Origin of the sequence: Rhodopseudomonas sp. AAP120 (assembly GCF_001295845.1) — a bacterium.
Classification (GTDB): domain Bacteria; phylum Pseudomonadota; class Alphaproteobacteria; order Rhizobiales; family Xanthobacteraceae; genus Rhodopseudomonas.
The window spans coordinates 40,860-66,729 of sequence record NZ_LJIC01000011.1 but is presented as its reverse complement, the minus strand read 5'-3'; the positions used below and the strand labels follow the sequence as shown (position 1 = coordinate 66,729).

At 65.0% G+C, this 25,870-nt stretch carries 25 protein-coding genes; 13 read left to right on the top strand and 12 right to left on the bottom strand.

Annotation, left to right across the window (positions count from 1 at the left end):
• The first annotated feature begins 3 nt into the window (after nt 1–3).
• From IP86_RS01305 to IP86_RS01285, 5 genes are all read left to right on the top strand, one after another.
• On the top strand, nt 4–1,515 hold the full coding sequence (locus IP86_RS01305) for a class I adenylate-forming enzyme family protein (RefSeq protein ID WP_054160758.1): 1,512 nt from the start codon (nt 4–6) through the stop codon (nt 1,513–1,515).
• Nucleotides 1,512–2,276 carry an SDR family NAD(P)-dependent oxidoreductase gene (locus tag IP86_RS01300; RefSeq protein ID WP_054160757.1) on the top strand — a complete coding sequence of 255 codons (765 nt, stop codon included), beginning with the start codon at nt 1,512–1,514 and terminating at the stop codon, nt 2,274–2,276. The genes IP86_RS01305 and IP86_RS01300 overlap by 4 nt, the downstream gene beginning before the upstream one ends.
• A 41-nt stretch (nt 2,277–2,317) precedes the next feature.
• Nucleotides 2,318–3,112 carry a VOC family protein gene (locus IP86_RS01295; RefSeq protein WP_054160756.1) on the top strand — a complete coding sequence of 265 codons (795 nt, stop codon included), beginning with the start codon at nt 2,318–2,320 and terminating at the stop codon, nt 3,110–3,112.
• Between the two features lie 29 nt (nt 3,113–3,141).
• Nucleotides 3,142–4,317: a M20 aminoacylase family protein gene (locus IP86_RS01290; protein WP_054160755.1), complete on the top strand. Its 1,176-nt coding sequence runs from the start codon at nt 3,142–3,144 to the stop codon at nt 4,315–4,317.
• 200 nt (nt 4,318–4,517) lie between these two features.
• A complete protein-coding gene (locus IP86_RS01285; protein WP_054160754.1) occupies nt 4,518–5,543 on the top strand; it encodes a pyridoxal phosphate-dependent aminotransferase in 1,026 nt (341 codons plus the stop codon).
• A 99-nt stretch (nt 5,544–5,642) separates the two neighbouring features.
• Here IP86_RS01285 and IP86_RS01280 read toward each other — a convergent pair whose 3' ends face one another.
• From IP86_RS01280 to IP86_RS28410, 7 genes are all read right to left on the bottom strand, one after another.
• Nucleotides 5,643–5,825, bottom strand: coding sequence for a light-harvesting protein (locus tag IP86_RS01280; protein WP_054160753.1), 183 nt, complete (start codon nt 5,823–5,825; stop codon nt 5,643–5,645).
• A gap of 12 nt (nt 5,826–5,837) precedes the next feature.
• Entirely contained in the window at nt 5,838–5,993 is a 156-nt protein-coding gene (pufB, locus tag IP86_RS01275) for a light-harvesting antenna LH1, beta subunit (RefSeq protein WP_054160752.1), read from the bottom strand.
• Nucleotides 5,994–6,295: 302 nt separating this feature from the next.
• Nucleotides 6,296–8,065, bottom strand: coding sequence for a sulfoacetaldehyde acetyltransferase (gene xsc, locus IP86_RS01270; protein WP_054160751.1), 1,770 nt, complete (start codon nt 8,063–8,065; stop codon nt 6,296–6,298).
• Nucleotides 8,066–8,137: 72 nt separating this feature from the next.
• On the bottom strand, nt 8,138–9,037 hold the full coding sequence (locus IP86_RS01265; protein ID WP_197279587.1) for a succinate--CoA ligase subunit alpha: 900 nt from the start codon (nt 9,035–9,037) through the stop codon (nt 8,138–8,140).
• Complete coding sequence (locus tag IP86_RS01260) at nt 9,034–10,161, bottom strand: ATP-grasp domain-containing protein (protein WP_054160824.1); 1,128 nt, start codon at nt 10,159–10,161, stop codon at nt 9,034–9,036. The genes IP86_RS01265 and IP86_RS01260 overlap by 4 nt, the downstream gene beginning before the upstream one ends.
• The gene (gene sauS / locus IP86_RS01255; protein ID WP_054160750.1) at nt 10,158–11,627 is read right to left on the bottom strand and encodes an acylating sulfoacetaldehyde dehydrogenase; all 1,470 of its coding nucleotides are present in this window, start codon (nt 11,625–11,627) and stop codon (nt 10,158–10,160) included. The genes IP86_RS01260 and sauS overlap by 4 nt, the downstream gene beginning before the upstream one ends.
• A gap of 79 nt (nt 11,628–11,706) precedes the next feature.
• A complete protein-coding gene (locus IP86_RS28410) occupies nt 11,707–11,886 on the bottom strand; it encodes a hypothetical protein (protein WP_156332349.1) in 180 nt (59 codons plus the stop codon).
• A 162-nt stretch (nt 11,887–12,048) separates the two neighbouring features.
• On the opposite strand from IP86_RS28410, the gene IP86_RS01245 reads away from it, so the two are divergent.
• From IP86_RS01245 to IP86_RS01220, 6 genes are read left to right on the top strand one after another with little or no spacing between them, the layout of a single operon-like run.
• Complete coding sequence (locus IP86_RS01245) at nt 12,049–13,248, top strand: YeeE/YedE family protein (protein WP_054160748.1); 1,200 nt, start codon at nt 12,049–12,051, stop codon at nt 13,246–13,248.
• Nucleotides 13,249–13,265: 17 nt separating this feature from the next.
• Entirely contained in the window at nt 13,266–13,604 is a 339-nt protein-coding gene (locus IP86_RS01240) for a c-type cytochrome (RefSeq protein ID WP_054160747.1), read from the top strand.
• A gap of 10 nt (nt 13,605–13,614) precedes the next feature.
• Nucleotides 13,615–14,907: an NAD(P)/FAD-dependent oxidoreductase gene (locus IP86_RS01235; RefSeq protein ID WP_054160746.1), complete on the top strand. Its 1,293-nt coding sequence runs from the start codon at nt 13,615–13,617 to the stop codon at nt 14,905–14,907.
• Complete coding sequence (locus tag IP86_RS01230; protein WP_054160745.1) at nt 14,907–15,377, top strand: thiosulfate oxidation carrier protein SoxY; 471 nt, start codon at nt 14,907–14,909, stop codon at nt 15,375–15,377. Before IP86_RS01235 ends, IP86_RS01230 begins: the two co-directional genes overlap by 1 nt.
• Nucleotides 15,374–15,709, top strand: coding sequence for a thiosulfate oxidation carrier complex protein SoxZ (locus tag IP86_RS01225; RefSeq protein WP_054160744.1), 336 nt, complete (start codon nt 15,374–15,376; stop codon nt 15,707–15,709). Before IP86_RS01230 ends, IP86_RS01225 begins: the two co-directional genes overlap by 4 nt.
• 4 nt (nt 15,710–15,713) lie before the next feature.
• Nucleotides 15,714–16,859: a threonine aldolase family protein gene (locus IP86_RS01220; RefSeq protein WP_054160743.1), complete on the top strand. Its 1,146-nt coding sequence runs from the start codon at nt 15,714–15,716 to the stop codon at nt 16,857–16,859.
• Here IP86_RS01220 and IP86_RS01215 read toward each other — a convergent pair.
• The 3 genes from IP86_RS01215 to IP86_RS01205 all read right to left on the bottom strand — a co-directional run bounded on the left by IP86_RS01215 (nt 16,823) and on the right by IP86_RS01205 (nt 21,200).
• Nucleotides 16,823–18,202: a nitrogenase component 1 gene (locus tag IP86_RS01215; RefSeq protein ID WP_054160742.1), complete on the bottom strand. Its 1,380-nt coding sequence runs from the start codon at nt 18,200–18,202 to the stop codon at nt 16,823–16,825. The two genes, IP86_RS01220 and IP86_RS01215, sit on opposite strands and share 37 nt — an antisense overlap.
• Before the next feature lie 150 nt (nt 18,203–18,352).
• Nucleotides 18,353–19,858 carry a nitrogenase component 1 gene (locus IP86_RS01210; protein ID WP_054160741.1) on the bottom strand — a complete coding sequence of 502 codons (1,506 nt, stop codon included), beginning with the start codon at nt 19,856–19,858 and terminating at the stop codon, nt 18,353–18,355.
• Nucleotides 19,859–19,886: 28 nt separating this feature from the next.
• The gene (locus IP86_RS01205) at nt 19,887–21,200 is read right to left on the bottom strand and encodes an O-acetylhomoserine aminocarboxypropyltransferase/cysteine synthase family protein (RefSeq protein WP_054160740.1); all 1,314 of its coding nucleotides are present in this window, start codon (nt 21,198–21,200) and stop codon (nt 19,887–19,889) included.
• Between the two features lie 14 nt (nt 21,201–21,214).
• Here IP86_RS01205 and IP86_RS28405 point away from each other — a divergent pair, with 14 nt between their 5' ends.
• Together IP86_RS28405 and IP86_RS01200 are read left to right on the top strand one after the other, a co-directional pair.
• The gene (locus IP86_RS28405) at nt 21,215–21,379 is read left to right on the top strand and encodes a hypothetical protein (protein ID WP_156332348.1); all 165 of its coding nucleotides are present in this window, start codon (nt 21,215–21,217) and stop codon (nt 21,377–21,379) included.
• Nucleotides 21,380–21,974: 595 nt separating this feature from the next.
• Nucleotides 21,975–23,021: an isopenicillin N synthase family dioxygenase gene (locus IP86_RS01200; protein WP_054160739.1), complete on the top strand. Its 1,047-nt coding sequence runs from the start codon at nt 21,975–21,977 to the stop codon at nt 23,019–23,021.
• 20 nt (nt 23,022–23,041) lie between these two features.
• On the opposite strand, the gene IP86_RS01195 is transcribed toward IP86_RS01200, so the two are convergent.
• Nucleotides 23,042–24,214: a trans-sulfuration enzyme family protein gene (locus IP86_RS01195; RefSeq protein ID WP_054160738.1), complete on the bottom strand. Its 1,173-nt coding sequence runs from the start codon at nt 24,212–24,214 to the stop codon at nt 23,042–23,044.
• Between the two features lie 14 nt (nt 24,215–24,228).
• Nucleotides 24,229–25,626: a pyridoxal-phosphate dependent enzyme gene (locus IP86_RS01190; protein WP_054160823.1), complete on the bottom strand. Its 1,398-nt coding sequence runs from the start codon at nt 25,624–25,626 to the stop codon at nt 24,229–24,231.
• Between the last annotated feature and the right edge of the window lie 244 nt (nt 25,627–25,870).

The following is a 25,870-nucleotide window of genomic DNA, read 5'->3' as shown; positions in this document are numbered from 1 at the left end:
AGCATGCGTTGGACCAATCTCGGCGATCTGATCGACCGTAACGCTGACCTCGACCGTGTCGCCATCATCGACTCGCCGGTACCCGGACGGGAGCGCACCTTTACGCACCGTGAGGTCGATCTTCTCGCCGGCGGCATCGCACGGCTGCTGCTGTCGCGCGGCTTGCAGCGCGGCGCATCGGTCGCGATCGCCGCGTTCAACCGCGCCGAGTATCTCGCCGCTTATTTCGGTATCATGCGCGCCGGCCTGGTGGCCGTGCCGATCAACATCAAGCTGCCTGCCGAGACGATCCAATTCGTCATTGAGGATTCCGGCGCGCAGCTCGGCTTTGTCGATGCAGCTCACCGCCGTTTGCTGCAGGATATCATCCCCGTCATCGACTTCGACGCTGCAGGCCCCGATGGCTTCGGAGCCGTGGTTGCGCCGGCCCCGTTCGAAAGCCTCGTCGTCGATGCCGACGAGGTCGGCCAATTGCTCTACACGTCTGGATCCACCGGCCGGCCAAAGGGTGTGCCGCTGTCGCATCACGGGCAGCTGTGGGCGCTCTCGACCCGAACCTCGGGAGCTCTCAATCAGCACGAGCGCTACATCATCGCGCAGCCGCTGTATCACATGAACGGGCTGTTCTCGGCCAAGACCGTGTTCGGGACCAACGCGTCGCTGGTGCTGCAGCCGTCATTTGACAGCCGCGCCTATCTGGAGGCGATCGCGCAGCACAAGGTCACAGCGGCCACGGCGGTCCCGACGATGTGGGCGCGCGCGCTGAAAGAGACCGATCTGCTCGCCGCCCGTGACTTCTCGTCGTTCCGGCGGCTGATGCTCGGCTCGGCGCCGATGACGGTCTCGCTGCTGGAGCGCATTCGCGCGGCATTCCCGGGAATCACCATCAGCGTCGGCTATGGCACCACCGAGGCCGGTCCCGCGATCTTCGGCCCTCATCCGAACGGCCTGCCGGCGCCGCCGCTCGCGCTCGGCACCCCGATCAATCCCGACTTCGTCAAGCTCGTCGGAGCCACCGAGAACGAAGGCGTCCTGTGGATGCGCAACCCGGCGGTGACGGCCGGTTATCGCAACCTGCCGGCCCAGACCGCGAAAGTGCTGAGCGACGACGGCTGGTACAACAGCGGCGACGTCATGCGTCGCGACGCCGACGGGTTCTACTACTTCGTCGGGCGGGCCGACGACATGTTCGTGTGCGCCGGCGAGAACATCTATCCCGGCGAGGTGGAAAAACTGCTGGAGCGCCACCCTGCCATTCAGCAGGCCGCCGTCGTACCGCTACCCGACGAGGAGCGCAGCCAGGTGCCGGTCGCCTTCGTCGTCAGCCGCGGCGACATCAAGCTGTCGGCGGAGGACGTCAAGCGGTTCGCGCTCGCCGGCGGACCGGCCTATCAGCATCCGCGCCGCATCCGCTTCCTGCCCGAGCTGCCCTGGGCCGGCACCAACAAGATCGATCGCAAGGCGCTGCTCGACCTCGCCCGCGATATCGAAACCGCGCAGGCGTGGGATCGATGACCGGCCGCCTCACCGGCAAGGTCGCGGTCGTCACCGGCGCCAGTCGCGGCATCGGCCGGGCGATCGCGCTTCGCCTCGCCGCGGACGGCGCGAAGGTCGTCGTCCACTACAACAAGGCCGAAAAGGAAGCGCGCGACGTCGTCGCGGCGATCCGGGCCGGCGGCGGAGAGGCGATCGCCATCGCCGGAGATCTCGCGGAGCCGGACACGCCCGAGCTCCTTGCCGAAAAGATCGTCGCGGCAGCACGTGCCGATCTGGATGCGCCGGCGCTGGATATCCTCGTCAACAATGCCGGCGTTGGTCTGCGTGCGACGATCGAAGAGATCGGCGACACCGGCTTCGAAGAAGTCTTGCGCATCGACCTGGTTGCTCCGTTTCGGCTGATCAAGGCGCTCGCGCCTCGCCTGAACGACGGCGGCCGCATCATCAACATCTCTTCGATGGGGACGCGCGCAGCGTTCGCCGACATGGTCGCCTACGCGCCAGCCAAAGCCGGGCTCGAAGCTCTGACCCGGGCGCTCGCGGTGCATTTCGGGCCGCGCAGCATCACCGTCAACGCTGTTGCGCCCGGCGCCACCGCGACCGATCTCAATCCCGGCGCACGCGATCCGATCCGGGCGCAGGCCGTCGCGACCAGCATTGCGCTCGGCCGCGTCGGACAGCCGGACGACATCGCTGCCGTCGTGTCGTTTCTGGCATCCGACGACGGACGCTGGGTTACCGGACAGACGATTGACGCCAGCGGCGGTCAACGTCTCTAGTCAATGCCGCTCAAGAAACCACGCCTCGTGAGGAAGTTCGTATGGGATTTGCAATCGATCACGTCGTCATCGCCGTCGCCGACCTCGGCCAGGCGATCGCCGACTATCGCCAGCTCGGTTTTACGGTCGAGGAAGGCGGCGAACACCCGGGACGCGGGTCCAAGAACGCGCTCGTGGTGTTCGCGGACGGCTCCTACTTCGAATTGATCACCTTCAGCCGGCCGACGCCGGATTTCCGCTGGTGGCAGGTGCTCGACCAATCCGGGCCCGGCTTCGTCGATTTTGCCCTGCTGCCCAGCGACATCGACCGCGATGTCGCGGCGGCGCAAGCGCGCGGCCTCGACTTCGAGGCGCCGGTCGATGGCGGCCGCGCCCGTCCGGACGGCGAACGCCTGGTCTGGAAGACTGTACGATCGCCGCAAAGCGACACGCCGTTCTTCTGCGGCGACGTCACGCCGCGCGCGCTGCGGGTGCCGGAGGGAGCGGTCCGCCAGCATGCCAACAACGTACAAGGCATCGCCTCGGTCGTCGTTGCAGTATCCGATCTCGACCGCAGCATCGCGCGCTACGCCGCCTTGTTCGACGAGCCGCCGGCCCGGGCTTACGCGCTCCCCGGATTGGGCCTGCGCGTGGCGCATCTTGATGCGGGCCACGGATCGATTACCTTGGCGACTCCGTCGGGCAAAGGCGAAGCCGGCGACGCGCTCGCCGCTCATCTCGCCAGCCGTGGAGAAGGACCGTTTGCGGTCGGGCTCAGCGGCGGACCTGCCGGCCCGCTCGACCGAGCCCTGTCGCACGGCGCCCGGCTCGACTTCGTCGGTCAGGCGAAGTCCTGATTGTTGCAATCCACAAGCTGAAAGAACCCATGACGATCGATCCCCGCATCAGCGCCATCGCCGAAGAAGCCACCGAATGGCGGCACGACTTCCACGCCCATCCCGAACTGCTCTACGATCTCGACAGGACCTCCGCGCGGGTCGCTGATCTGCTACGCCAGTTCGGCTGCGACGAAGTCGTTACCGGCCTCGGTCGCACCGGCGTGGTCGGGCTGGTGCACGGCGCCAACCGAACGGCAAATCGCGCGATCGGACTTCGCGCCGATATGGACGCGCTGCCGATCGAGGAAGCGACCGGCGCGGCCTACGCGTCGCGCACGCCGGGCCGTATGCATGCCTGCGGCCATGACGGCCACACCGCGATGTTGCTCGGCGCGGCGAAGCATCTCGCCGCCAACCGCGCCTTCAACGGCTCGGTCGCTTTCATCTTCCAGCCGGCCGAAGAAGGCGGCGCCGGCGCCAAGGCGATGATCGACGATGGGCTGTTCACGCGGTTTCCGATCGACGAGGTCTACGGCATGCACAACAAGCCGGGGCTCGCGGTCGGTGAGTTCACCATCCGCTCGGGCGCCGTGATGGCGTCGATGGATCGGATCGAAATCGAAATCGACGGCGTCGGCGGCCACGCCGCGCGGCCGCACTTCGCCATTGATCCCGTCGTTGTCGGCGCGCAGATCATCACGGCTCTGCAAACCATCGTGTCGCGCCGGCTCGATCCGCTGGACTCCGCGGTCGTGTCGATCACGACGTTCAACGCCGGATCGGCCTTCAACGTCATTCCGCAGACCGCCCGCCTCATCGGTACCGCGCGCGCCCTTTCCCCCGATGTCCGCGATCAGCTCGAACGGCAGATCGAAGAACTCGCCACCCATATCGCGAAGGCGCACGGCGCAACGGCGCGCGTCACTTACGGACGCGGCTATCCCGTCACTGTCAATCACGCCGAGCAAACCACGTTCGCGGCGGATACGGCCGCGTCGCTGATCGGCGACGACAAGGTCGATCGCGAACTGGCGCCGATGATGGGAGCCGAAGACTTCGCCTACATGCTGCAGGAGCGCCCCGGCTCGATCATCTTCCTCGGCAACGGCGACAGCGCGGGCCTGCATCACCCGCGCTACGACTTCAACGATGCGGCGATCCCGTATGGGATCTCGTATTGGACGCGGTTGGTGGAGCGCGCGCTTCCACAATCGAAGTGCTGAATCAACGCCGCACCAGCGCGCCACCTCGAGGCTGCATCGCCTCCGCCACGAGGTGATCGGAGGCATGCTCAAGCACGTCGCCTTCGCCGATGCGAACCGGCGCACATATCACCCGGCGGTCAATTCGCCGCCAAAGGAAGACCTTGCACACCGCACTTGGTGGACGATGATGGCGAGCTGAGCAAGGACCCGAAATCGTGATGAGCACGCCGCCAGCGACCGAGCACGTTCGGCTGTCATTGAACGAGAACCCGTTCGGCCCATCGCCGCGCGTGCTGGAAGCGATCAGCAGCAGCCTGATGGATCTCAGCCGCTACGCCGGCGAGGATGTGGCGCGCCTGAAGGCCGCTCTCTCCGCCGAGCACGAAATTGCGCCGGAGCAAATCGTGCTTGGCGAAGTGCTGAATACGTTCGGTCTTTACTTGGCGGCGCAGGACGGCCCAGGACGCGAGTTTCTGTATTCCGCGCCCGGCTATACGGCCTTGGTCGACGCCGTGCGGCCGGCCGGGGGCAAGGCGATCGCAATCCCGCTCGACGACAGCCTCGGCAACGACCTCCGGGCCTTCCTGCGACGCACCACGGCGGAAACTCGCGCGGTGTATCTCGTCAACCCACACAATCCGACCGGGATCGTCGAAGACAGCGAGTACTTTCTCGACGTGGTGGCCGAACTCTCGCAGCGGACCCTCGTGCTCGTCGACGAGGCCTATCTGGATTTCCTGCCCGACGCCCGCGAGCGCTCCACCGCGCGGCTGTTGCGGGAAGGTGCGCGCGTCGTCGTGTTTCGGACCTTCGCCAAACTGCATGGGCTGGCCGGGCTTGGCCTCGGCTATGCACTGGCTCCGCCCGATCTCAGCAAGGCGATGAGGGAGATTGGCGTCGGTGAATTCTTCACGCTCAACCGGCTCGGCCTGGTCGCGGCGAATGCCAGTCTGAACGATCGCGCCTTTCTTGATACCATGCGGGGCAGCATCAGAGCCGAACGTGACGCCTGGCATGCGCTGTTTGAACGTCTCGGCGTCCGTTACACCGACTCGCAGGCGCACTTCGTGTTTTTCGATGCTGGGCGTCCCCACCAGGTTGTCGCATCCAGGCTCGCGAGCCGCGGTATTGATGTCGGCCGTGCTCACCCCCCGCTCGACAATTGGGTCCGCATCTCGATCGGCATTGCGCGGCACAACGAGTTCGCACGGCAGGCTGTCGCCGAAGTGCTGCGCGATCGGTAGCGCCGTCACCGCAGCGCGAGATCGTCGATCCGATCGCAGGATGTACAAAGGCCGGGACCCGTGGATCCCGGCCCGCGCTTCAAGGTCGCTGAAGCGTGGTCACCCCGTCTTGACGGAGCTCTCGATCGCGGCTGCCTTGCCGTTCCAGTATTTCGAAACCCAGGTCGTGTGGGTCAGCACCGCGAAGTGCACCAGAATGGCGATCACCGCGACGCTGCCGAGAAACAGCGGCAATCCCACGGTCGGCTTGACGACGGTCCAGATTCTTGCCTGATTGGACATCGGTCGATCTCCTTACTTCAGCCAGGGCGAATAGACGAAGGCGAGAAAATGAGCGACGATCGCGATCGCGCCAAAAATGCGCGCGCCGCCGATCACATGCTTGTGGATTTCTTCCGATTCCGCGATCGTCAGTCCGGTCGGCCAGACCCGGTTCGGATCATCTGCCATGAACAATCTCCTTGATTAATTGCAACATTCGCGTGCGTCCCCCGCACGCGGGTGCACTGCCACCCTTTCGGCCGATGCAATCAGGTCGGTGAAGTTTTCACTGCGATACCTGATGATCGGCCATCAGAACTAATCAGCAGTCGACCTAGTATCAATTAACTGCTCCGGCACGGTCAATTTCGTAATTATCATTTCACCTGGCACAATCCACCCGCAACAAGCGCCGTGGTGGACTAATTCAACCGGATCAGCTCTGATGATAATCATTGGCGAGCGAAAGCCTTGTCGTCGACGAACCGGCCTCAGTGCTGAGGGCGCATGTCGGCCGGATCAATTCCCGCCACCACCACCGGCTTCTTCATCGCGTCGCGGCGGAACGGCTCACCGAGTTCCTGGTTGAGGATCGCCTCGATGAACGTGGTGATGCCGTCCGCCTGCGCCGAGCAAGCCATGATGATCGCAGTGGTCAACTCCGCGGGTGTTCGCGCCACTACACCCTTCAGGCCGCAGGCCTCCGCAACGCGCGCGTAGCTGAGATTCGGATTGAGCTCCGTGCCGACGAAATTATCGTCGTACCACAACGTCGTGTTGCGCTTCTCCGCGCCCCATTGGTAATTGCGGAAGATCACCATCGTGATGGCAGGCCACGGCTTGCGCCCGATCGATCCCATCTCGCTCATCGAGATACCGAACGCGCCATCGCCGGCGAAGCCGACCACCGGCAGGTCCGGCCGGCCGATCTTGGCGCCGATGATCGCCGGAAAGCCGTAGCCGCACGGGCCGAACAGGCCGGGCGCGAGATATTGGCGCCCCTCGTCGAAGCTCGGATAGGCGTTGCCGATCGCGCAATTGTTGCCGATGTCCGACGAGATGATCGCCTGCTTCGGCAAACCCGCCTGGATCGCCCGCCAGGCCTGCCGCGGCGACATCCGTTCCGGTTCTCGCACGCGCGCGCGCTCGTTCCAGTCGGTGCCCTCGTCATCGTCCTCGTGGTCGATGCCTGAAAGCGCTTGCAGCCAAGCCGATCGTGCCTGGTGCACGATCGCCTTGCGGGCTTCACGGCCGGTATCGCCGGCATGCGGTGCGAGTTCGGCGAGGATCTGTTGCGCGACCGCGGCGGCATCACCCGCGATCGCCACGGTCACGGGACGCGTGAGGCCGATCCGGTCCGGATTGAGGTCGACCTGGATCAGCTTCGCGGCTTTCGGCCAGTAGTCGATGCCGTAGGCCGGCAGCGTCGAGAATGGATTGAGGCGGGTGCCGAGCGCCAGCACGACGTCTGCTTGCGCGATGACCTCCATGGCTGCCTTCGAGCCGTTGTAGCCGAGCGGCCCCAACGCCAGCCGGTGGCTACCGGGAAAGCTGTCGTTGTGCTGATAGCCGGAGCAGACCGGCGCATCGAGCCGCTCGGCGAGCGCAACGGTGTCGGCGATCGCACCGCCGATCACCACCCCGGCTCCGGACAAAATCACCGGAAATCTGGCACCCGACAGCAAGCGCGCCGCCTCGGCAATGGCAGCCGGCCCGCCGCGTGATCGCTCGAACGAAACCAGCTGCGGCAGCTCGATGTCGATCACCTGCGTCCAGAAGTCTCGCGGCACGTTGATCTGCGCCGGCGCCGAGCCGCGGATCGCCTTGCCGATCACGCGGTTCAGCACCTCGGCGATCCGTGACGGGTCGCGCACCTCTTCCTGGTAGCAGACCATGTCGCGGAACAGCGCCATCTGCTCGACTTCCTGAAAGCCGCCCTGCCCGATCGTCTTGTTCGCGGCCTGCGGCGTCACCAGCAGCATCGGCGTATGATTCCAGTAAGCAGTCTTCACCGAGGTGACGAAATTCGTGATGCCCGGACCGTTCTGCGCCACCAGCATCGCGATGTGGCCGGTCGAACGGGTGAAGCCGTCGCAGATGAGCGCCGCGTTGCCTTCATGGGCGCAATCCCAGAACGTGATCCCGGCCTTCGGAAACAGATCCGAAATCGGCATGAAGGCCGAGCCGATGATGCCGAACGCATGCGCGATGCCATGGCGCTGCAGCACTTTAACGAAGGCCTCTTCGGTAGTCATCTTCATGGTCGTATCCTGTCGTGGTTCAACCGCGGCGCAATAGCCGCTCGGCTTTGGACGATTTGACGTGGATTGTGATCAGTGGCTTGCGGCTTGGAGCATTCGCCGGGTCCATCGCTGCCGAACCGCGTCCGGGATCTGCGCCGGCGTATCGACGACCGTCACGCCAGCGCGCTCGAGCGCCTCGCGCTTGCCGGCGTAGCTGCCCCCCGATGCGCCGACGATCGCGCCGGCATGGCCCATCTTCCGGCCGGGCGGCGATGCGCGGCCAGCGATGAACGCAACGACCGGCTTCGACATCCCCGCCGCGTGCAGCGCCGCATCTTCCTCCATCGCGCCGCCGATTTCGCCGACCAGCACGATTGCTTCCGTCCGAGGATCACGGTCGAGAGCTTCGAGCGCATCCCGGCTCGTAGTGCCGAGCATCGGGTCGCCGCCGATCCCGATGAAGGCCGATTGGCCGAGGCCAGCCCGCGTCAGATTGAGCGACACCAGCGTCCCGAGACTGCCGCTCCGCGAAATCACGCCGATCGCGCCCGGCTGGAAGATCCGATCGTTGTGTCCCGGCATGATGCCGACAAAACCCTCGCCGGGCGTCACCAGCCCGGCGGTGTTGGGACCGAGGACACGGGTGCCGTTCAGCCGCGCAACCGCGTGAATCATCATGACGTCGTGGAGCGGAATATGTTCGGTGAGGATCACAAGCAGCTTCGCGCCCGCCTCGATCGCATCGAGCGCGGCGTGTTTAGCGAGCGCCGGCGAAATGAACATCACCGCGACGTCGAACGGCGTCTCGGCCATGGCGCGCTGCGCCGTCCCAAACACAGGGACGCCGACAGCGATGTCTCCGGCCCGCTTCGGATTGACGCCCGCAACGACGCGCGTGCCGGCACCGATCATCTTCTCGGCCCAGAATGAACCCTGCTTCCCGGTGATCCCCTGGACCAGCACGCGGTGCTGTTTGCGGAAGATGATCATGAGGCTGCCTCGACCGCGGCTTGGATCGCGTCTTCCATCAGATCGAACGGCTCGATGCCGAGCTGATCGCGGACCAGACGGATCGCCTCGTCTTCACCGGTGCCATGGATCGAGAAGAAGACAGGCACCTTGGGCCTCAGTTGCTGCCAGGCCCGGACCACCCCGGCTGCCATCACGTCGGTGCGGGCGAAGGCGCCGCAGAAGTTCACCACGAGGCTCTTCACGCCGGGGTTGTCGAGCACCAGAGCCAGCGCGGCTTCCGCCTTGGTGTAGGCTTCGCCGCCGATCTCCAGAAAATTCGCGGGCCGGCCGCCGAAATGCCGGATGACGTCCATCGTCGTCATCGTCAGCCCCGCCCCGTTGGCGAGCACGCCGACATTGCCGTCGAACTGCAGGAATTTCAGACCCGCCGCTGAGCCGCGCTGCTCCAGTTCGGTCGCAGGCTCAGTCGCCGCCGCGGCGGCGGGCGCCGGCTGACGAAACGCCGCCGCGTCGTCGAGGGTGAACTTGGCATCGAGCGCAACGATCCTCCCGTCGGCCAACTCCGCCAGCGGATTGATCTCGATGAGTTCAGCATCGTTGCCGATGAACGCATCATACAGTCGCAGCAAAGCGTCGATGACAGCATCATGGACGTTGCCAAGATCGATGCCTCCAACGAGTTGTTCGGCGTCGTCGCGCGCAAAGCCGTGCAGCACGTCGACCTCGTGGCGACGCAATCGAGCGGGGCTGTGCGCGGCCGTGGCTTCGATCTCCACGCCGCCCTCTGGCGAGAACAGCACGACCGGTCCCCGCCGGACGGGGTCGCACAAGACCGCGGCATAGAACTCGCGGGCGATCGCCGCACGCTGCTCGACAAGGACGCTGCCCACGCGATGACCGTCGATGCTCATCGAGAGGATATCCCGTACCACCGACTCTGCATCCTCGCTGGTATTGGCCGGCCGGATTCCACCGGCCTTGCCGCGCTTGCCGGCCGGCACCTGTGCCTTGATCATGGCGGGGCCGAGCGCTGCGACGCCCGCCGCTGCTTCCTCGGCGGTGGTGCAGAGGCGAGACTTGAGCGTCGCGATCCCGGCCGGTGTCAGAACCAGGCTCTTGGCGGCATGTTCGAGCAAGTTCATGGACGACACTCGGCCAGCGCTGCGTCGGTATCCGGCGCGTAACCGATCTTCCGCCAATGCGATCCGAACAGTTCCTCCTCGCTCGGACGATCCTCGGGGATCACGCGGACGAGATGTGTGATGTTCAGGAAGTGCCGATAGTTCAGATTCTCGGAAATCGAATTTTTCTGCCAGGATCCGCAGCCCATCGACAGCGTGAAGTTCAATCCGGAATCGAACCCGCCGCCATTGCCGAACGTATGGGCGAAATTGACCAGCACGCGGGCGACATCCAGCTCGGCTGCCAATTCATCGCCGCGAGCCGGTATGCGCGTGTGCAGTCCAACCGAATGGCCCCGTCCCTGATAGACTAGAATGTCGCGCACGATCGCCTTGGCGGCGGCGAAGTCGCTAGCGCGATACACGGTCAGCACCAGCGCCAGCTTCTCGCCCGACAGCGGATGCGCCTTGCCGATGCCGCTCTCCTCGGCCAGGAAAAACCGTGCGGATGCCGCCTCAGCTGGCAAATCGAATGCCGCCGCCAGCACCTTTGCGTCGCGTGCGATCAAGTCACGGTTGAGCTTGCCACGTTGCCACAGCGTACGCTCGATCCGCCGCGTCTCGTCGGCACTGCATAGATAGGCTCCGGCAGAACGCAGCGCCTCGATCGCCCGATCGTAGATCGCGTCGACGATGACCAATGCGTTCTCGGAGGAGCACGACGTCGCGTTGTCGAAGGTCTTCGACGCCGCGATCTTGGCTGCGGCGTCGGCGAGATCCGTCGTCTCGTCGATGATCACCGGGACATTGCCGACGCCGACGCCGATTGCCGGCGTACCGCTGGCAGAAGCGCGCCGGACATTGTCCTGCGACCCGGTGACAATCACGAGATCGACAGCCCGCATCAAGAGATCAGTAGCATCCTTGGTGACCGGGGCCGGCAGCACCTGCACCAGATCGGGATCGAGTCCGACGGCAGCCAATTCGGCCCGCATCAGATCGACCGCGCGTGCGGTCGTGCAATAGCCGAGCGGCGACGGCGCGACGATGATTGCGTTGCGGCCCTTCAGCGCCATCATCGCCTTGTTGACCGGCGTGGCGCCTGGATTGGTCGACGGCGTCAACGCAGCCACGACTCCGATCGGCTTGGCATATTTGACGATGCCGCGCTCTGCATCCTCATCGATCACGCCGACGGATTTCACCCGCAGCAGATCGCGCAAAGTTCCGAACGTCTTGCGCCGCTTCTTGATGATCTTGTCCGGCACATTGCCGAGCGACGTATCCGCCACCGCCAGCGTTGCGAGTTCACGGGCATGGTCCGCCCGGTAGATAGCCCACGCCAACGCGCGAACGGCAGAGTCGGCGGCCTCTTGCGTCACGTCCGCGAATGCGGCCTGAGCCTTCCGCGCGCGCTGCACCACGCTATCGATGCTGTCGAACTCCCGCGCATCGAACGCTCTTTCCTCGGCGACGGCACTCGTCATCCCGCCTCTCTCCTCCAAACAGGATTGCTGCCAGAGAGACGTTATTGGTGTGGCTTGTACCGAACGACTTTATCTCAGATCAAATCGCATCCGCATTTTGCTCAGAACGAACGATCCAGAGGCGTTCATTGAATTTGACGACTTCAATATTCTGTATCTCAGCGAAGACTTGGAAACTCTTGCTAGCGGTGGTTTCCGCTTCACCTTCGCCCGATCGAAAGCGACTCTGCTCCGGCGCCGTATGCAGCAGGTGCGGCATGAGAACGATGTGAGCGCCTTCTTGCAAAGTTAGAGAATGTCATACTCACAGGCATCGCTCGCAAAGTCATCGATACTTATTTGACGAAACCGACTTCAGTCGCTTGAGATTCGAATTGCGTACGGCTTCGATATGACGAATCCGTGAGCTTCGTTTGAGAGAATGACTGAGCGTCTCATCTCATTACCTCCTCGCATTCGGTGGGGTGTCGTCAGCGCCGCGACTGCACTTGCTGTGACCGGCGGTGCGGTCCTGCTGCAAGGTTGGCGGAGCGTCGCACTATGGGCCGTCGGCATTGCACTCGGCTACGCACTCTATCAGGCGACGTTCGGATTCAGCGCTGGGTTTCGCGCGCTGCTCCGCGACGGGCGGACTGCGCATGTCCGCGCCCAATGCCTGATGCTCGCCACGGCTACCCTAGCGTTTCTGCCGACGCTCGAAGCTGGCACGGTGTTCGGCCAGCCGGTCCGCGCTTTCGTATTTCCTGCCGGAGTCGCATTGGGCGCAGGCGCCTTCATGTTCGGCGTCGGCATGCAGCTCGGCGGCGGTTGTGCGTCCGGCACGCTGTACACGGTCGGAGGCGGATCGACGCGAATGTTGATCACCCTGCTGTTCATCGTCGTCGGTGCGACAAGTGCCGCGCAACATGCCGAGCTGTGGCTCGATCTGCCGACATTGCCGAGCGTATCGTTGCTGTCCGCGCTTGGGCTGCTCCCTTTGCTCGCGCTCTACGCCGCGGTGTTCGCGCTTCTGTGGCACTTCGCACTCGGCCACGAGCGGCGCCGGCACGGATCTGCGGTCTCGATCTGGCAGCGCGCCTCGACGCTGGAGTGGTCGTTCGCGTGGGGGGCGTTGGCGCTCGCCGCGCTGAACTTTGCGACGCTGCTGATCGCCGGTCGCCCTTGGGGCATTACGCAGGCTTTCGCGCTGTGGGGCTCCAAAACCCTGGACCTCACCGGTCTCGCCGATCCGGTGTTCTGGGCGTTCTGGGAGCAGCCGACGCGTGCTGAAGCATTGCATCGACCGCTGTGGGTCGACACCACCTCGGTGATGGATGTCGCCGTTGTGGTCGGCGCGCTGCTCGCCGCCGGTCTCGCGGGCAGGTTCTCTCCACAATGGCGGACCACCCCGTCGCATCTGCTCGCCTCCGTGATCGGCGGACTGCTGCTCGGAGCAGGCGCCATCATCGCGACCGGCTGCAATATCAGCGCGATGTTTTCGGGCATCGCTTCGGGAAGCCTGCACGGCTGGCTCTGGATTGCGGCGGCGCTGCCCGGCAATTGGCTCGGCGTCCAACTGCGCCCGCTGTTCGGGCTCGATGAGATACGAGGCCGACGCCAAGCTATCGGACATTCCGTTTGATTATCCGAGGGGGATTTATGTCAGTCACACGTTCATCAAGTTTTGCAACGCTTCTCGCTGCCGCCGCGCTGGCGGCCGCCGCGTCTCCATCTGCCGCCGAGCCGCACAAGAAGAAGGGTGCCGTCGCGGCACCGTTGATCGCTCAGGCTTGCTCCGGCTGTCACGGTCAGCTCGGCAAGGGTCAGGGCGGCACTCCCGAACTCGCCGGCTACAAGAAGGATGCCTTCGTCCTGGTCTGGGACGAATTCCGCAGCAACCAGCGACCGGCGGCGACCATCATGCCGCGCATCGCGCGCGGCTACTCGGAAGCCGAAGTCGCGGCCTTGGCCGACTATTTCTCATCGCTGCAGCGCTGAAGAGGACACCATGACCAGCATCTCCCGTCGCTCTTTCGGCAAGCTCGCGGCCGCAGGCCTCGCCACCTTCGCGACACCTTCCCTGCTTCACGCCAAAGACGCCGCTCGCTTGGTGATCATCGGCGGTGGCTTTGGCGGCGCATCAGCCGCACGATTCGCGCGGATCAATTTCCCGCAGATCGACGTCACGGTGATCGAGCCGCAGAAGCACTTCGTCACCTGCCCCTACGGCAACCTTCTGCTCGGTGGCACTCGCACGCTGTCTGACATCACGCATCAATACGTCGCGCTGAAGAAGCGCGGCATCAATTTCATCCACGATTGGGCCGATGCGATCGATCCGGACAAGAAGCTGGTAAAGCTGCGCAGCGGCAAGAGCGTCGCCTACGACAAACTGATCGTGTCGCCGGGCATCGGCATCAAGTGGGGCGCCCTGCCCGGCTACGATCAGGACGCGGCGCAGATTTTTCCGCACGCCTGGGTGCCGGAGCGTGGCGAGCAGGTGCTGCTGCTGCGCAAGCAGCTGGAGGCGCTTCCAGAGGGCGGCGTCGTCGGCTTCTCCATTCCCGCCAACCCGTTCCGTTGCCCGCCCGGCCCCTACGAGCGCATCAGCCTGGTCGCCAGCTACCTGAAGAAGCACAAGCCCCGGGCCAAGATTCTGGCGCTCGACGCCAAGGACGCGTTCTCCAAGCAGGGCCTGTTCCAGGACGCCTGGAATGAGCTCTATCCCGGATTGATCGAGTGGGTGCCGGGCAGCAAGGACGGCAAGGTCGTCTCCGTGGATATCAAGGAGAAGGTGTTTCAGACCGAATTCGGCACGCGCCACAAGGTCGATGTCGGCAACGTCATCCCGCCGCAGTCCGCCGCGAAGATCGCCGTCGATGCCGGCCTCGTCAATGAGACCGGCTTCGTCCCGGTCAATCCCTTCACCTTCGAGGCCGTCAAGGCGAAAGACATCCACGTCATCGGCGATGCCAATATCGGAGGTCCGCTGCCGAAGTCCGGCTTCATCGCCAACTCGACCTCAAAGCAGGCGGTGGCGTCCGCCGTCGCCCTGCTCGAAGGGCGCGAGCCGCCCAAAGATCCGGTCTACTTCAACACTTGCTACAGCCATGTCGGCGACGACTACGGCATCTCGGTGGTCGGCGTGTTCCGGCCGAGCGACAAGGGCTTCATTGAAACGCCGAATTCCGGCGGGGTGTCGCCGCGCGGACCGCTCGCGGAAACGAAGCTGCAGCGCAAGCTCGAAGCTCAATACGCGGACTCCTGGTACGCAAGCATCACCAAGGACGCGTTCAGCTGATGCCGCGCCTCGATGATGTCCCCTTAGAGGTCGACCGCCGGCAGATGCTGATCGCCGGATCGGTCGGCCTCGTCGCATCGATCATACCCTTCGCTCGGGCTGCGACCACGGATGAGGTCGATGCCGCGATCCGCGAACTGATCGGCACCGCCACGCCACGCGACGGCGGCATCGCGCTGCAGGTGCCGGAGACGGCAGAGAACGGCGCTGTGGTGCCGGTCACCGTCGTCGTCGACAGCCCGATGACGGCGGAACAGCACGTTTGCGCCATCCATTTGGTGGCGACAAAAAATCCCACACCCGGCATCGCCAGCTTCAGGCTCACACCTGCGTCGGGAAAAGCCCGGGTGTCGATGCGCATCCGGCTCGCCGAGAAGCAGACGCTGCTGGTGTTCGCCGAGCACAGCGACGGCGCCGTCAACCGCGCCGCCGCCGAGATCAAAGTGAGCGTGGGAGGCTGCCTGACATGACCGTGCCACTGACGGGCCGTCCGCGTCTCAAGCTACCCTCCACCGCTGCGGTTGGCGACGTGATCGAGATCCGCACCTTGCTGGAGCATCCAATGGAGACCGGCCTGCGCAAAACGCCGGATGGGCGGCAGATTGAACGCGACATCCTGGCCAGCTTCAAGGTCGAGGCCAACGGCTCTCCTCTGCTGAACGTCGACTTCCGCAACGCGACGTCGGCGAATCCCTACCTCGTCTTTCACGCCCGAATTTCAGGTCCAACCGACTTCCGGTTCGTCTGGACCCATGAGGACGGCCGCAGCATCGATGCAGCGGCGCGTGTCGAAGTGAAGTAGCACCGTGGTCTACGCCCCTGCTCCCGACGATCCGCTGCTGCCGCCGGTCCGCATCAACCTGTTGTCGGACACCCAAACCACGCCGAGCCGCGCCATGCGGGCGGCGATGGCGGAGGCTGCCGTCGGCGACGAACAGATCGGAGCGGACCCGACCGTCAACCGGCTGTGCGAGCGCGTCGCCGATCTGCTCGGCAAGGAGGCCGCAGTCTTCATGGCGACCGGCACAATCTGCAACATCGCCGCGACGCTGGCGCATTGCCGGGCCGGAGACGAGATCCTCGCGCACGAGAGCTCGCACATCGTCTCGCTGGAAGGCTGCACGCATGCGGCGCTCGGCGGCTTCCAGATCAAGCCCCTAGCTGGTGCACGCGGACAGTTCTCGGCCGACACGCTGCGCGCGGCGTTGCGGCCGCCGGATCGCCATCAGGCCAAGCAGACGCTGGTCAGCGTCGAGCAGACCACCAATCTCGGCGGCGGCACGGTGTGGTCCAAGCCCGTGCTCGACGAAGTCGTCGCCGTTGCCCACGCCGCCGGCCTCGCCACGCACATGGATGGCGCGCGGCTGCTCAACGCTTGCGTCGCCAGTGCAACCTCGCCGCGGCAGCTCGCCGAGGGGTGGGACTCGGTGTGGATCGACTTCAGCAAGGGCCTCGGCGCGCCGCTCGGCGCCGTGCTGGCGGGATCGCGCGACTTCATCGACGAAGTCTGGCGCTGGAAGCAGCGGCTCGGCGGCTCGCTGCGCCAGGCCGGGATCTGCGCTGCAGCCTGCATCTTTGCACTCGACCACAATGTGCATCGCCTCGCCGGCGATCACGCCAATGCGGCGCTGCTGGCGTCACGGCTGGCGGCGATCGACGGCGTCACCGTGCAGTTCCCGGAGACCAACCTCGTCTATTTCGATATCACGGGCACGGGACTGGCCGACGACGCCTTCGTCGCCGCGCTGCGCAGCCACGGCATCCTGATCTCGACCCTTGGCGGGCGGCTTCGCGCCTGCACTCATCTCGATGTTACTCCTGCGATGATCATCGAAACGGTGGATATCGTCGGCGAGGTCGTGCGCACCGCGCAACGCAGCAGGCCTCGAGCCGAGCCGCGTTCGTCGGTGCCCGCTCAGCCCATGGTGCTGGCGCGCACCACCGTGGTGTAGGTCCGCTCGATCAGTTGCAGCGCGCCGCGATAGCCCACATAGGCTCGCGACAGCACGACCTCGTCGGTGCACGGATAGCCGATCTCGACCAGCGGCGCACCGATCTCGTCGGCGAGCGCCGCCTCCCAGGTCGAGCCGAACACGATCGGCAATTCGCCGGTGAAGTCGGTGGCCCGCACGATCTGGTGGATGCGCTTGCCGTCCTGCTCGAACATCGCTTCGGCGCCGGCATGGTCGGCGAGCGCGCGGTACTGCTTCTGGATGGTCTCGCGCAATTCTTCCGGTGGGTTCTCGCTGATCACGAACGGCCCCGGATTGAGGCCGAGCTGCTCGACCAGGAAGCTCGCCACGGCGAGATTGTAAGCGCTCTCGCTGACCACGATCGCCTGCGACGGCAGCCGATACTGGCTGGTCGAGCCGGCATAGAAGCAGGCGAAGTCGCGCAGATAGATGTAGTGCTCCTTTTCCTCGCGTGCGATGAAGGCTTCGGCTTGGACGCGGTCGAGATCGGCGAATTCGACCACACGGCGCAGGAACGCACTGGTCGCCTTGGCGCCGATCGGGATCGTGGGCTCGTGCAGGAAGGGCTGACCGTAAAGCTCCTCGAGATGCGCCGCGGTCGAGAGTCCGAGCCACGGCGACAGCACGAGGTTGAACTGGGCCTGCGGGATGGCACGCCACTCGGAGACCCCGGCGGAGGCCGGCCCGAACAGAATATTGACCTGCAGACCGATGCCCTCGAGCAGCCGACGGATCTCGGCAAGGTCGCCGCGCCAGAACGGGTTCTGATACGGCAGCAGCGACCAGACATTGACGAGACCGCGCTGTAGCGGCGCATCGCGGAGATCGACGAACTGATCGATAATGGCGCGGATCACCGTTTCGTGGCCGGTGAAATTGTTGCCGCGATAGCCGCTGGTCTCGGCCACCACGATCGGCACGCCGCGCTTCTGATATTTGCGGACGACGCTGCCGACGTCGTCGCCGACCAGCCCTGGGATGCAGCCGGTCTGCACGACGAAAAGGTCAGCCTCCATCACGTTCAGCGTCGACGCGACCAACTCGTCGAGGCGGTCGGCGCCACCGAAGATCACTTCCTGATTGCCGAGATTGGTGCTCGGCACATGGAATTCCCCGCCCTGATAGGCGTTGATGCCGGACAGCGCGTGAAACTGCTTGGTGGCGCAGCCCGGTCCGCAATGCGTGATCGGGATCGCGCCGGGAATGGCGATGACGCTGGCCAGCGCACCGAGGCTGCAGCCATAGCGCACCTGCTCGATGGCGCCCGGCGAAGCACAGAACGCACCGGTGGGATCCTGGGTGTTGGTGACGGGAGACAGCATAGCTTCACTTCTCAGGATATGTTCATCGCCTTCTCCTCGTCATTGCGAGCGAAGCGAAGCAATCCAGACCAGTGCACGGCGCTGGATTGCTTCGTCGCTTCGCTCCTCGCAATGACGGGGAAAGGTTTGTTACTTATCAACATTGCGCAGTCACGCCGGCTCGCCAATCGGCGCATAGGGATCGGTTTCCGCCAGCCACCACGGCTGATACGGAAACGAGCTGTGCGCGGCGATGTCGGCGTAGAAGCGCTTGCGAGGCAGCACACGCAGGATGGCGCGGCCGATCGTCAGCAGGCCTTCGTAACCGAGGCCGTCGTTGGAATAGAAAATCGGCAGCACCGGGATGCCCATCCGCCCGGCCAGCACCGCCAGCGTGCCGGTGTGGCGGCAGATCACGAAGTCCGGCCTGGCGCGCAGCAGCGCCGCGTGGGCCTGGAAGTGCTGATCGGGACTCACCGTGTAGTTCGGGATGTCACCCCACGTTTCGACCAGATGGCCGAGCGAGTCCTGCTGAGGATCGCCGGAGTCGGTGGCCGGATCGTGGTGGAACGAGAACGCGTCGTCGACCGTAACGCCGAGCTCGCGCAAGTCGGTGATCAGCCCGTGCGCAAAAGCGGCGCCAGCGGCGACGAAGCCGCGCTTGCCGGTCAGCGCCCTGCGCAGCCGCGCCAGCTCCGGGGCGATGCGCGCCCGCTCGCTTTCAATCACCGCGTCGACTTTGCCGGACGTGCCTGTCAACCGCGCGATGTCGCGCAGCCAGTTGTCTGTGGCGTCCAGCCCATAGGGCAACGGCGCCCTCACCTCCGGCACGCCGAACTCCTGTTCGAGCCCGGTGGCGAGATACGACAGCACGAAGCACATCGTCACCGTCGCCGCGGCTTCCGACATCTGCGCCAGCCGCTCCAACGTATTGCCGCCCATCACCAGATTGACCCGCAGGCCGAGCGGGCTTAGCAGCGGCGAGAACACGTCGGGCCCGCCGAGATGGATGACGTTGATCAGGTCGGGCTGCTTGTTCGGCGACTGCGGCACCAGCCGGCGCAAGATGCCGTGCTCGATCACGTCCCAGCCGCTCGACCAGTGCTTCGACTTGAAGCCCTCGCAATGCAAAGTGACGACGGGAATGCCGATCTCGTCCTCAACCCGCTTGGCGGCGCCGTCGACGTCGTCGCCGATGATGCCGGTGGCGCAGGAGGTCGCGACGAAGATCACCCGAGGCTTGTGCCGCTCATAGGCGTCGCGGATGGTGTCCTCCAGCCGCGTCACACCGCCGAACACCATGTCCTGCTCGCCCAAATTGGTGCAGATCGACTTCGGGTCTTCGAGCTTCCAGCCGCGCCGCGCGGCCAGGTCGCGATAGTAGCGCGCAGTGAACGACTGGCTGGCAGCGCAGCCGATCGGCGAATGCTGCACCACCACTGAGTCCTGAATGATGGTGGCGTTGGTGACGGCGATGTGCTCGGCACACATCGACGCCTGGGCGAACGGCGTCGACTGTTCGCACAGGCGACGCCCGCCGTTATCGCAGCCCTTGGCGCAGCCATAGGTGAAGGCCGAGTCCTTGACGAGCTGCCCGGCGCGGCCGTCCCATTGGGTGATGGTGCCGAGCCGCTGATCGCGGGTTTCGACTTGGGGATTCTTCAAATTGAGCGCCATGGCGCGCCTCTCGGTTCGCTGGCAGTTATCAGGTCGCGTCGAGCGCCTGGGCAATGTCGGCGATGATGTCGTCGACGCTCTCGATACCGATCGACAGCCGCACATAGCCGGGCGTGACGCCGGCGGCGAGCTGCTTGTCTGGCGCGAGCTGGGCGTGCGTGGTCGACGACGGATGGATCGCGAGGCTGTGGGCGTCGCCGATATTGGCGACGTGGAACAGCAGCTTGAGCTGATCGATGAAGCGTCGCCCCGCCGCGAAGCCGCCCGGCAATTCGAAGCCGACCAGCGCACCGTAGCCGCCTTTCAGATACGTGTCGGCGCGCCGCCGTGCCTCGCCGCTCTGCAGACCGGGATAGATTACGCTTTCGACCTTGGGATGCTGCGCCAGATAATCGGCGATCCGCGCCGCGTTAGCGGTCTGCTGGCGGATGCGCAGCGGCAGCGTTTCGACGCCCTGGATCAGTTGGAACGCGTTCTGCGGCGATAGCGCTGGCCCGAGATCGCGGAGCAGCCCAGCCCGCGCCGCGAAAGCATAGGCCACCGGGCCGAACGGCCGCGCGATATCCGGCCAGGTGCGGCCGTTGTAGGATGGATCGGGACCCGTGATCAGCCGGTGACGGTCGGCGAACTCCTCCCACGGGAACTGGCCGCTGTCGATGATGACGCCGCCAATCGTCGTGCCATGGCCGCCGATATACTTCGTCGCCGAATGCACCACGATCGCCGCGCCGTGGTCGATCGGCCGTGCCAGCAGCGGCGCCGCGGTGTTGTCGATGATCAGCGGAATGCCGAAGCTGCGGCCGATGTCGGCGACTTCGCGGATCGGAAACACGTTGAGCTTCGGATTGGGCAGGGTCTCGCCGAAGTACAAACGCGTGCGGTCGTCGGTGGCGGCGCGGAACGCCTCGGGATCGGCCGGGTCGACGAAGCGCGCCTCGATGCCGAACTGCTTCAGCCGATTGGCGAAAAAATTCCAGGTGCCGCCGTAGAGGTCGGTGCCGGTGACGATGTTGTCGCCAGCCTGCACCAGCGTCAGCACCGACAGCGCCACAGCCGCCTGCCCGGACGCCAGCGCCAGCGCGGCGGCACCGCCTTCGAGTGCCGCCAGCCGCTCCTCCAGCACGTGCGCGGTCGGGTTGCCGATCCGCGAATAGACGAAGCCGAACTCCTCGAAATTCACCAGCCGGTCGGCGCGTTCGGTGGTCTGCAAATCGAACGAGGTGCTCTGATAGATCGGCACCTGCGTCGCGCCGGTGGCCGGATCGGCGCGGAACGAGCCGCCGTGCAGTGCGAGCGTGTCGAGATTGGCGGGATAAAGCGGTTGGACGGTCTGCAGCGACATAATGTTTCCCCGGAATGAATCAGCGGCCTGAACTATGCGCGTCACCACGATCGCTTGCCGCGCGCGACGCGGTGATTGACGGCGCGCACCGCGACGCCACCAAGCAACTGAACGCGCTGGATGATGGAACAAGCACAACGACCACCACGATCATCACTTCCGGCAAGAAGCGTCGATAAGAGGATACCCCGGAGATCGGGACGGCGACGACGAGGGGAATAGAAAACAACTCATGGGCGGACTTCTCACGCCTTGTCGGGACATCTCATGTTTGTGGCACCCATCATCATAGGCCGACGGAGCGTGGCCGCCACGACCTGGGGGCCACGGAGCACCACACGCTTCGCCACCACCCCGCTTCTGCTATCAACCATACAGCAATGATCCAGAGCTATTTCCCGATGCTAGAGAGCGCCCGGACCCTTTTCAATCAGCAGCGCGAGAACAGCTATCTATATTCGCGCGCATCGAGGGAATGACGTTCGAAAGATTTTGGTCGCGAAGCGCGGGACGCGGCTTGGTACCATCATAATGCCCGCGCTCTTCACAGACCTCACCAACACATCGATGCGAACCTGCAGTACATTGACCTGCCTCGGCTGCGCAGGCCCTCTGTCAGACGGCACGATCATTCGCCCTTGCTACACTTGATCGCAACAAATCATGCCCACATTGGCATCGCGACAGCACAGGCAGTGCTTTTTCATTAGGAGCCTCGACAGCGGTGTGAGGCATCCCCATGCTCGCACGGGTCAATCAATTGGAGTTGGTTCGATGGCTGACACGAGCCCTTCTCTTCCTGTCCTGGATCTCACCCGTTTTTCCGGAGAGGTCGCCCAGCGGGCTGCATTTCTGCAGGAGGTTCGGGCCGCGGCGTTCGGACCGGGATTCTTTTATCTGACCGGCCATGGCATCCCGGACCGGCTGATCCGCGACGTGCTGATGACTTCGCGTAATTTCTTCTCGCTTCCCGAGCGGGACAAGCTGGCGATCGAAATGATCAACTCGCCGCACTTTCGTGGCTACACCCGGGCCGGCCGCGAGTTCACACGCGGCCGGCCCGACTGGCGCGAACAGCTCGACGTCGGCGCCGAGCGCGAAGCCTTTTCGTTCAGTGGATCCGCGCCGCCCTGGACGCGGCTGCAGGGGCCGAACCAATGGCCCGACGCGATACCCGAGCTCAAGCCGTTGCTGCTCCGCTATCAGCAGCAGGTCACCGACCTGGCGATCAAGGTGCTGCGCGTCTTTGCCGCGGCGCTCGGTCAACGCGAGGACGTGTTCGAGCCGATCCATGCGCCGTCGCCGAACCAGCTCATCAAGCTGATCCGCTATCCGGGCCGCGCCTCCGATGAAAGCGACCAGGGCGTCGGCGCCCACAAGGACTCCGGCTTCGTCACTATCCTGCTGCAGGACACCGAGGCGGGCCTCCAGGTCGAGACCGACGATGGCTGGATCGACGCGCCGCCGCTGCCCGGCTCGTTCGTCGTCAACATCGGCGAGATCCTGGAACTCGCATCGAACGGCGTGCTACGCGCCAACGTCCATCGCGTGGTGTCGCCGCCGGCGGATGTCGATCGGCTGTCGGTCGCGTTCTTCCTCGGCGCCCGGCTCGATGCCACCGTGCCGCTGCTGACGCTGCCGCCGGAGCTGGCCCCCTACGCCCGCGGGGTGACCCAGGACCCGAACAACCCGCTATTCCGCGAAGTCGGCCGCAACTATCTGAAAGGCCGCCTGCGCTCGCATCGCGATGTGGCGCAGCGGCATCACGCCGATCTGCTGGCGGAGTACGCGATCAAGCCGAGCCTGGCTGCCGCCTATTGACGGCGAAGGCCAGCCCGCGTTCAGAGGATCGACAGCGCCTGCTCCAGATCGTCGGTGAGGTCTTCGACATCCTCGATGCCGATCGACAGCCGGATCAGGTTCGGCCGGATGTCGCGTGACAGCCGGTCGGCCTCCGGCAGAGAGCCGTGGCTCATGGTCCACGGCTGACCGACCAGGCTCTCCACCGCGCCGAGGCTTTCGGCGAGCGCAAACAGCCGAAATCGACTCAGCACGTCGACCACCTGTTGCTCGTCTGCCTTTAGGTAGACGGCGACCATGCCGCCGCCGCCGTGCATCTGCCGAGCCGCCAGCGCGTGCTGCGGATGGCTGTTCAGCCCGGGATACACCACCCGCTCGATCTTGGGATGTGCATCCAGCCATCGCGCCACCGCGAGCGCGTTGCTGCTGTGGCGCTGCACCCGGAGCGGCAGCGTCTTGATACCGCGCAGCGCCAGGAAGCTGGAGAACGGATCGAGGATGCCGCCAGTAGCGTTCTGAAGAAAGGCCAGCTTCTCGGCAAGTGCCGGGTCGCGCACCACGATGGCGCCGCCGACGATATCGGAATGACCGCCGATGTACTTCGTCACCGAGTGCACCACGATGTCGATGCCATGGTCGAGCGGCCGCTGGATCGCGGGCGACGCGAAGGTGTTGTCGACCACAGTGAGCACCTTGTGCTCGCGCCCGATCGCCGCGATGGCCTCGAGATCGGCGAGCCGCAAGGTGGGATTGCTCGGCGTCTCGATCCAGATGAAGGCGGTGTTTGGCTTCAACGCGGCGCGCACGGCGTCGAGATTGGCGGCGTCGACATGATCGATCGTGAGCCCTGCCGAATGGCTACGGACGCGGTGGAACAGTCGCCAACTGCCGCCATAGAGATCGTCGGACGCAACGATATGGCTGCCCTGCCCGGCGATTTCCAGCAGCGCCGCCTCCGCGGCAAGACCTGATGCGAACGCGAAGCCGGCGTCGCCGCGCTCGGCGTCGGCGATCGCAGCCTCGAAGGCGGCTCGCGTGGGGTTCTGCGAGCGCGCATATTCGTAGCCCTTGTGCACGCCGGGCGCCGACTGCACGAACGTCGAGGTCGCATAGATCGGCGTCGTCACCGCGCCTGTCGCCGGATCATAGTTCTGGCCGCCGTGCACCGCGCGGGTGTTGGCGCCGCGCGGGCGCAGATTGGTCGACTTATCCATATGAGTGAACCTCGTCAGTGAACCTTGCTGCGCAGATGATTGATCAGGTCGATCCGGGTGATCAGGCCGAGAAAGCGCGTACCATCCACCACCATGACCACATGACCGCGATTGAACACCGGCATCAGCGACTCGACCGATGCCGACGGCGGCACCGTCTCGACTCGTTTGCTCATCGCCAGATGCACCGGCTCGGTGAATTTCGACGGATCGCCGATCGTGGCGATCAGCAGGTCGGACTCGTCGATGATGCCGACGACGCGATCGCCGTCCAGCACGGGCAGTTGCGACACCTCGTAGAGCTTCATCCGCGAATAGGCGAAATTCAACGTGTCGCCCGGCGCCACTGTGATCGACGCGCCCTCGTCGTGGCGTCGCACGATCAGGTCGCGTAGATCGCCGTCGTGACGGCGCTCGACGAATCCCTGGTCGGCCATCCAGGTGTCATTGAACATCTTCGACAGATATTTGTTGCCGCCGTCCGGCAGCAGCGTCACCACGCGCTTCGGCCGGTCCTGTTCGCGGCAGTAGCGCAGCGCTGCCGCCAGCAGGGTGCCCGATGACGACCCGGCGAGGATGCCTTCGTGCCGCAGCAGATCACGCGCCGCATGGAACGATTCGGCGTCGCTGATCGTGTAGCCGCGCGCAACCAGCTTGAGATCGGCATTGTCCGGCACGAAGTCTTCGCCGATGCCCTCGACCAGCCAACTGCCGACCTCGCCGGGCTGACGCCCTTCGACGACGTCGACCAGGACCGAGCCTTTCGGGTCGGCCAGCACCATCTCGGTGGCGGGCGACGCGCGCTGGAAGAATCGGCCGATGCCGCTGAGTGTGCCGCCCGAGCCGATGCCGCACACGATCGCGTCGACGCGGTGATCCATCTGCTCCCAGATCTCCGGCCCAGTGCCGAATTCGTGCGCCAGCGGGTTGGCCGGATTGGCGAACTGATTGACGAACACGGCGCCCGGCGTCTCGCGCGTGATTTTGTCGGCGAGATCCTGGTAGTAGGCCGGATGCCCCTTGCCGACGTCCGATCGCGTCATCACCACCTCGGCGCCCATGGCCTTGAGGTGCAGCACCTTCTCGCGGCTCATCTTGTCGGGTATGACCAGGATCAGGCGATAGCCCTTGAGCGCGGCGATCAGCGCCAGGCCGAGCCCGGTGTTGCCTGCGGTCGCTTCCACCAGCGTCCCGCCGGGTCGGAGCTCGCCGCTGCGCTCGAATGCCTCGATCATTGCCAGCGCCGGGCGATCCTTGATCGAGCCGCCGGGGTTCTGGCCTTCGAGCTTGGCAAACAGCCGGCATCGTCCGACGTCGAGCCGCGTCAATTCAACCAGCGGCGTGTTGCCGATCAGATCGAGCACGCCTTTCGGCGCGTCCGTTTTCCATTTGGCGAATTCTGCAAGGCTCACGGCGCGTCTCACCATATCGCGTGATGGCCGAAGCGGCCACGTCTCACCAGCTAACTGATCCTGTGGCGGCACGTCGTCAATACACTGCCGTCAGTTCAGAAAGAACGCAGCTTCGCGCGCCGCGGCACAGAACAAATGCATCGCCGCCGGGCGTTGCACGACATCCAGTTCTCCGTTCGGGAACTCCGTCCAGCAGTCGCCGGAGCCACGGCGCGCTTCAGGCGCGGCTTTGGTGACACTTGCC

Bases quoted from the DNA above. Each gene is read 5' to 3' on its own strand.
- IP86_RS01300 (WP_054160757.1), top strand. From the start codon at position 1,512: ATGACCGGCCGCCTCACCGGCAAGGTCGCGGTCGTCACCGGCGCCAGT.
- IP86_RS01215 (WP_054160742.1), bottom strand. From the start codon at position 18,202: ATGCTGTCTCCCGTCACCAACACCCAGGATCCCACCGGTGCGTTCTGT.
- IP86_RS01200 (WP_054160739.1), top strand. From the start codon at position 21,975: ATGGCTGACACGAGCCCTTCTCTTCCTGTCCTGGATCTCACCCGTTTT.
- IP86_RS01230 (WP_054160745.1), top strand. From the start codon at position 14,907: ATGCCGCGCCTCGATGATGTCCCCTTAGAGGTCGACCGCCGGCAGATG.
- IP86_RS01265 (WP_197279587.1), bottom strand. From the start codon at position 9,037: ATGATCATCTTCCGCAAACAGCACCGCGTGCTGGTCCAGGGGATCACC.
- xsc (WP_054160751.1), bottom strand. From the start codon at position 8,065: ATGAAGATGACTACCGAAGAGGCCTTCGTTAAAGTGCTGCAGCGCCAT.
- IP86_RS28410 (WP_156332349.1), bottom strand. From the start codon at position 11,886: ATGCCGCACCTGCTGCATACGGCGCCGGAGCAGAGTCGCTTTCGATCG.
- pufB (WP_054160752.1), bottom strand. From the start codon at position 5,993: ATGGCAGATGATCCGAACCGGGTCTGGCCGACCGGACTGACGATCGCG.
- IP86_RS01280 (WP_054160753.1), bottom strand. From the start codon at position 5,825: ATGTCCAATCAGGCAAGAATCTGGACCGTCGTCAAGCCGACCGTGGGA.
- IP86_RS01295 (WP_054160756.1), top strand. From the start codon at position 2,318: ATGGGATTTGCAATCGATCACGTCGTCATCGCCGTCGCCGACCTCGGC.
- IP86_RS01290 (WP_054160755.1), top strand. From the start codon at position 3,142: ATGACGATCGATCCCCGCATCAGCGCCATCGCCGAAGAAGCCACCGAA.
- IP86_RS01235 (WP_054160746.1), top strand. From the start codon at position 13,615: ATGACCAGCATCTCCCGTCGCTCTTTCGGCAAGCTCGCGGCCGCAGGC.
- IP86_RS28405 (WP_156332348.1), top strand. From the start codon at position 21,215: ATGAATCAGCGGCCTGAACTATGCGCGTCACCACGATCGCTTGCCGCG.
- IP86_RS01210 (WP_054160741.1), bottom strand. From the start codon at position 19,858: ATGGCGCTCAATTTGAAGAATCCCCAAGTCGAAACCCGCGATCAGCGG.
- IP86_RS01205 (WP_054160740.1), bottom strand. From the start codon at position 21,200: ATGTCGCTGCAGACCGTCCAACCGCTTTATCCCGCCAATCTCGACACG.
- IP86_RS01260 (WP_054160824.1), bottom strand. From the start codon at position 10,161: ATGAACTTGCTCGAACATGCCGCCAAGAGCCTGGTTCTGACACCGGCC.
- IP86_RS01285 (WP_054160754.1), top strand. From the start codon at position 4,518: ATGAGCACGCCGCCAGCGACCGAGCACGTTCGGCTGTCATTGAACGAG.
- IP86_RS01195 (WP_054160738.1), bottom strand. From the start codon at position 24,214: ATGGATAAGTCGACCAATCTGCGCCCGCGCGGCGCCAACACCCGCGCG.
- IP86_RS01305 (WP_054160758.1), top strand. From the start codon at position 4: ATGCGTTGGACCAATCTCGGCGATCTGATCGACCGTAACGCTGACCTC.
- IP86_RS01225 (WP_054160744.1), top strand. From the start codon at position 15,374: ATGACCGTGCCACTGACGGGCCGTCCGCGTCTCAAGCTACCCTCCACC.
- IP86_RS01240 (WP_054160747.1), top strand. From the start codon at position 13,266: ATGTCAGTCACACGTTCATCAAGTTTTGCAACGCTTCTCGCTGCCGCC.
- IP86_RS01245 (WP_054160748.1), top strand. From the start codon at position 12,049: ATGACTGAGCGTCTCATCTCATTACCTCCTCGCATTCGGTGGGGTGTC.
- sauS (WP_054160750.1), bottom strand. From the start codon at position 11,627: ATGACGAGTGCCGTCGCCGAGGAAAGAGCGTTCGATGCGCGGGAGTTC.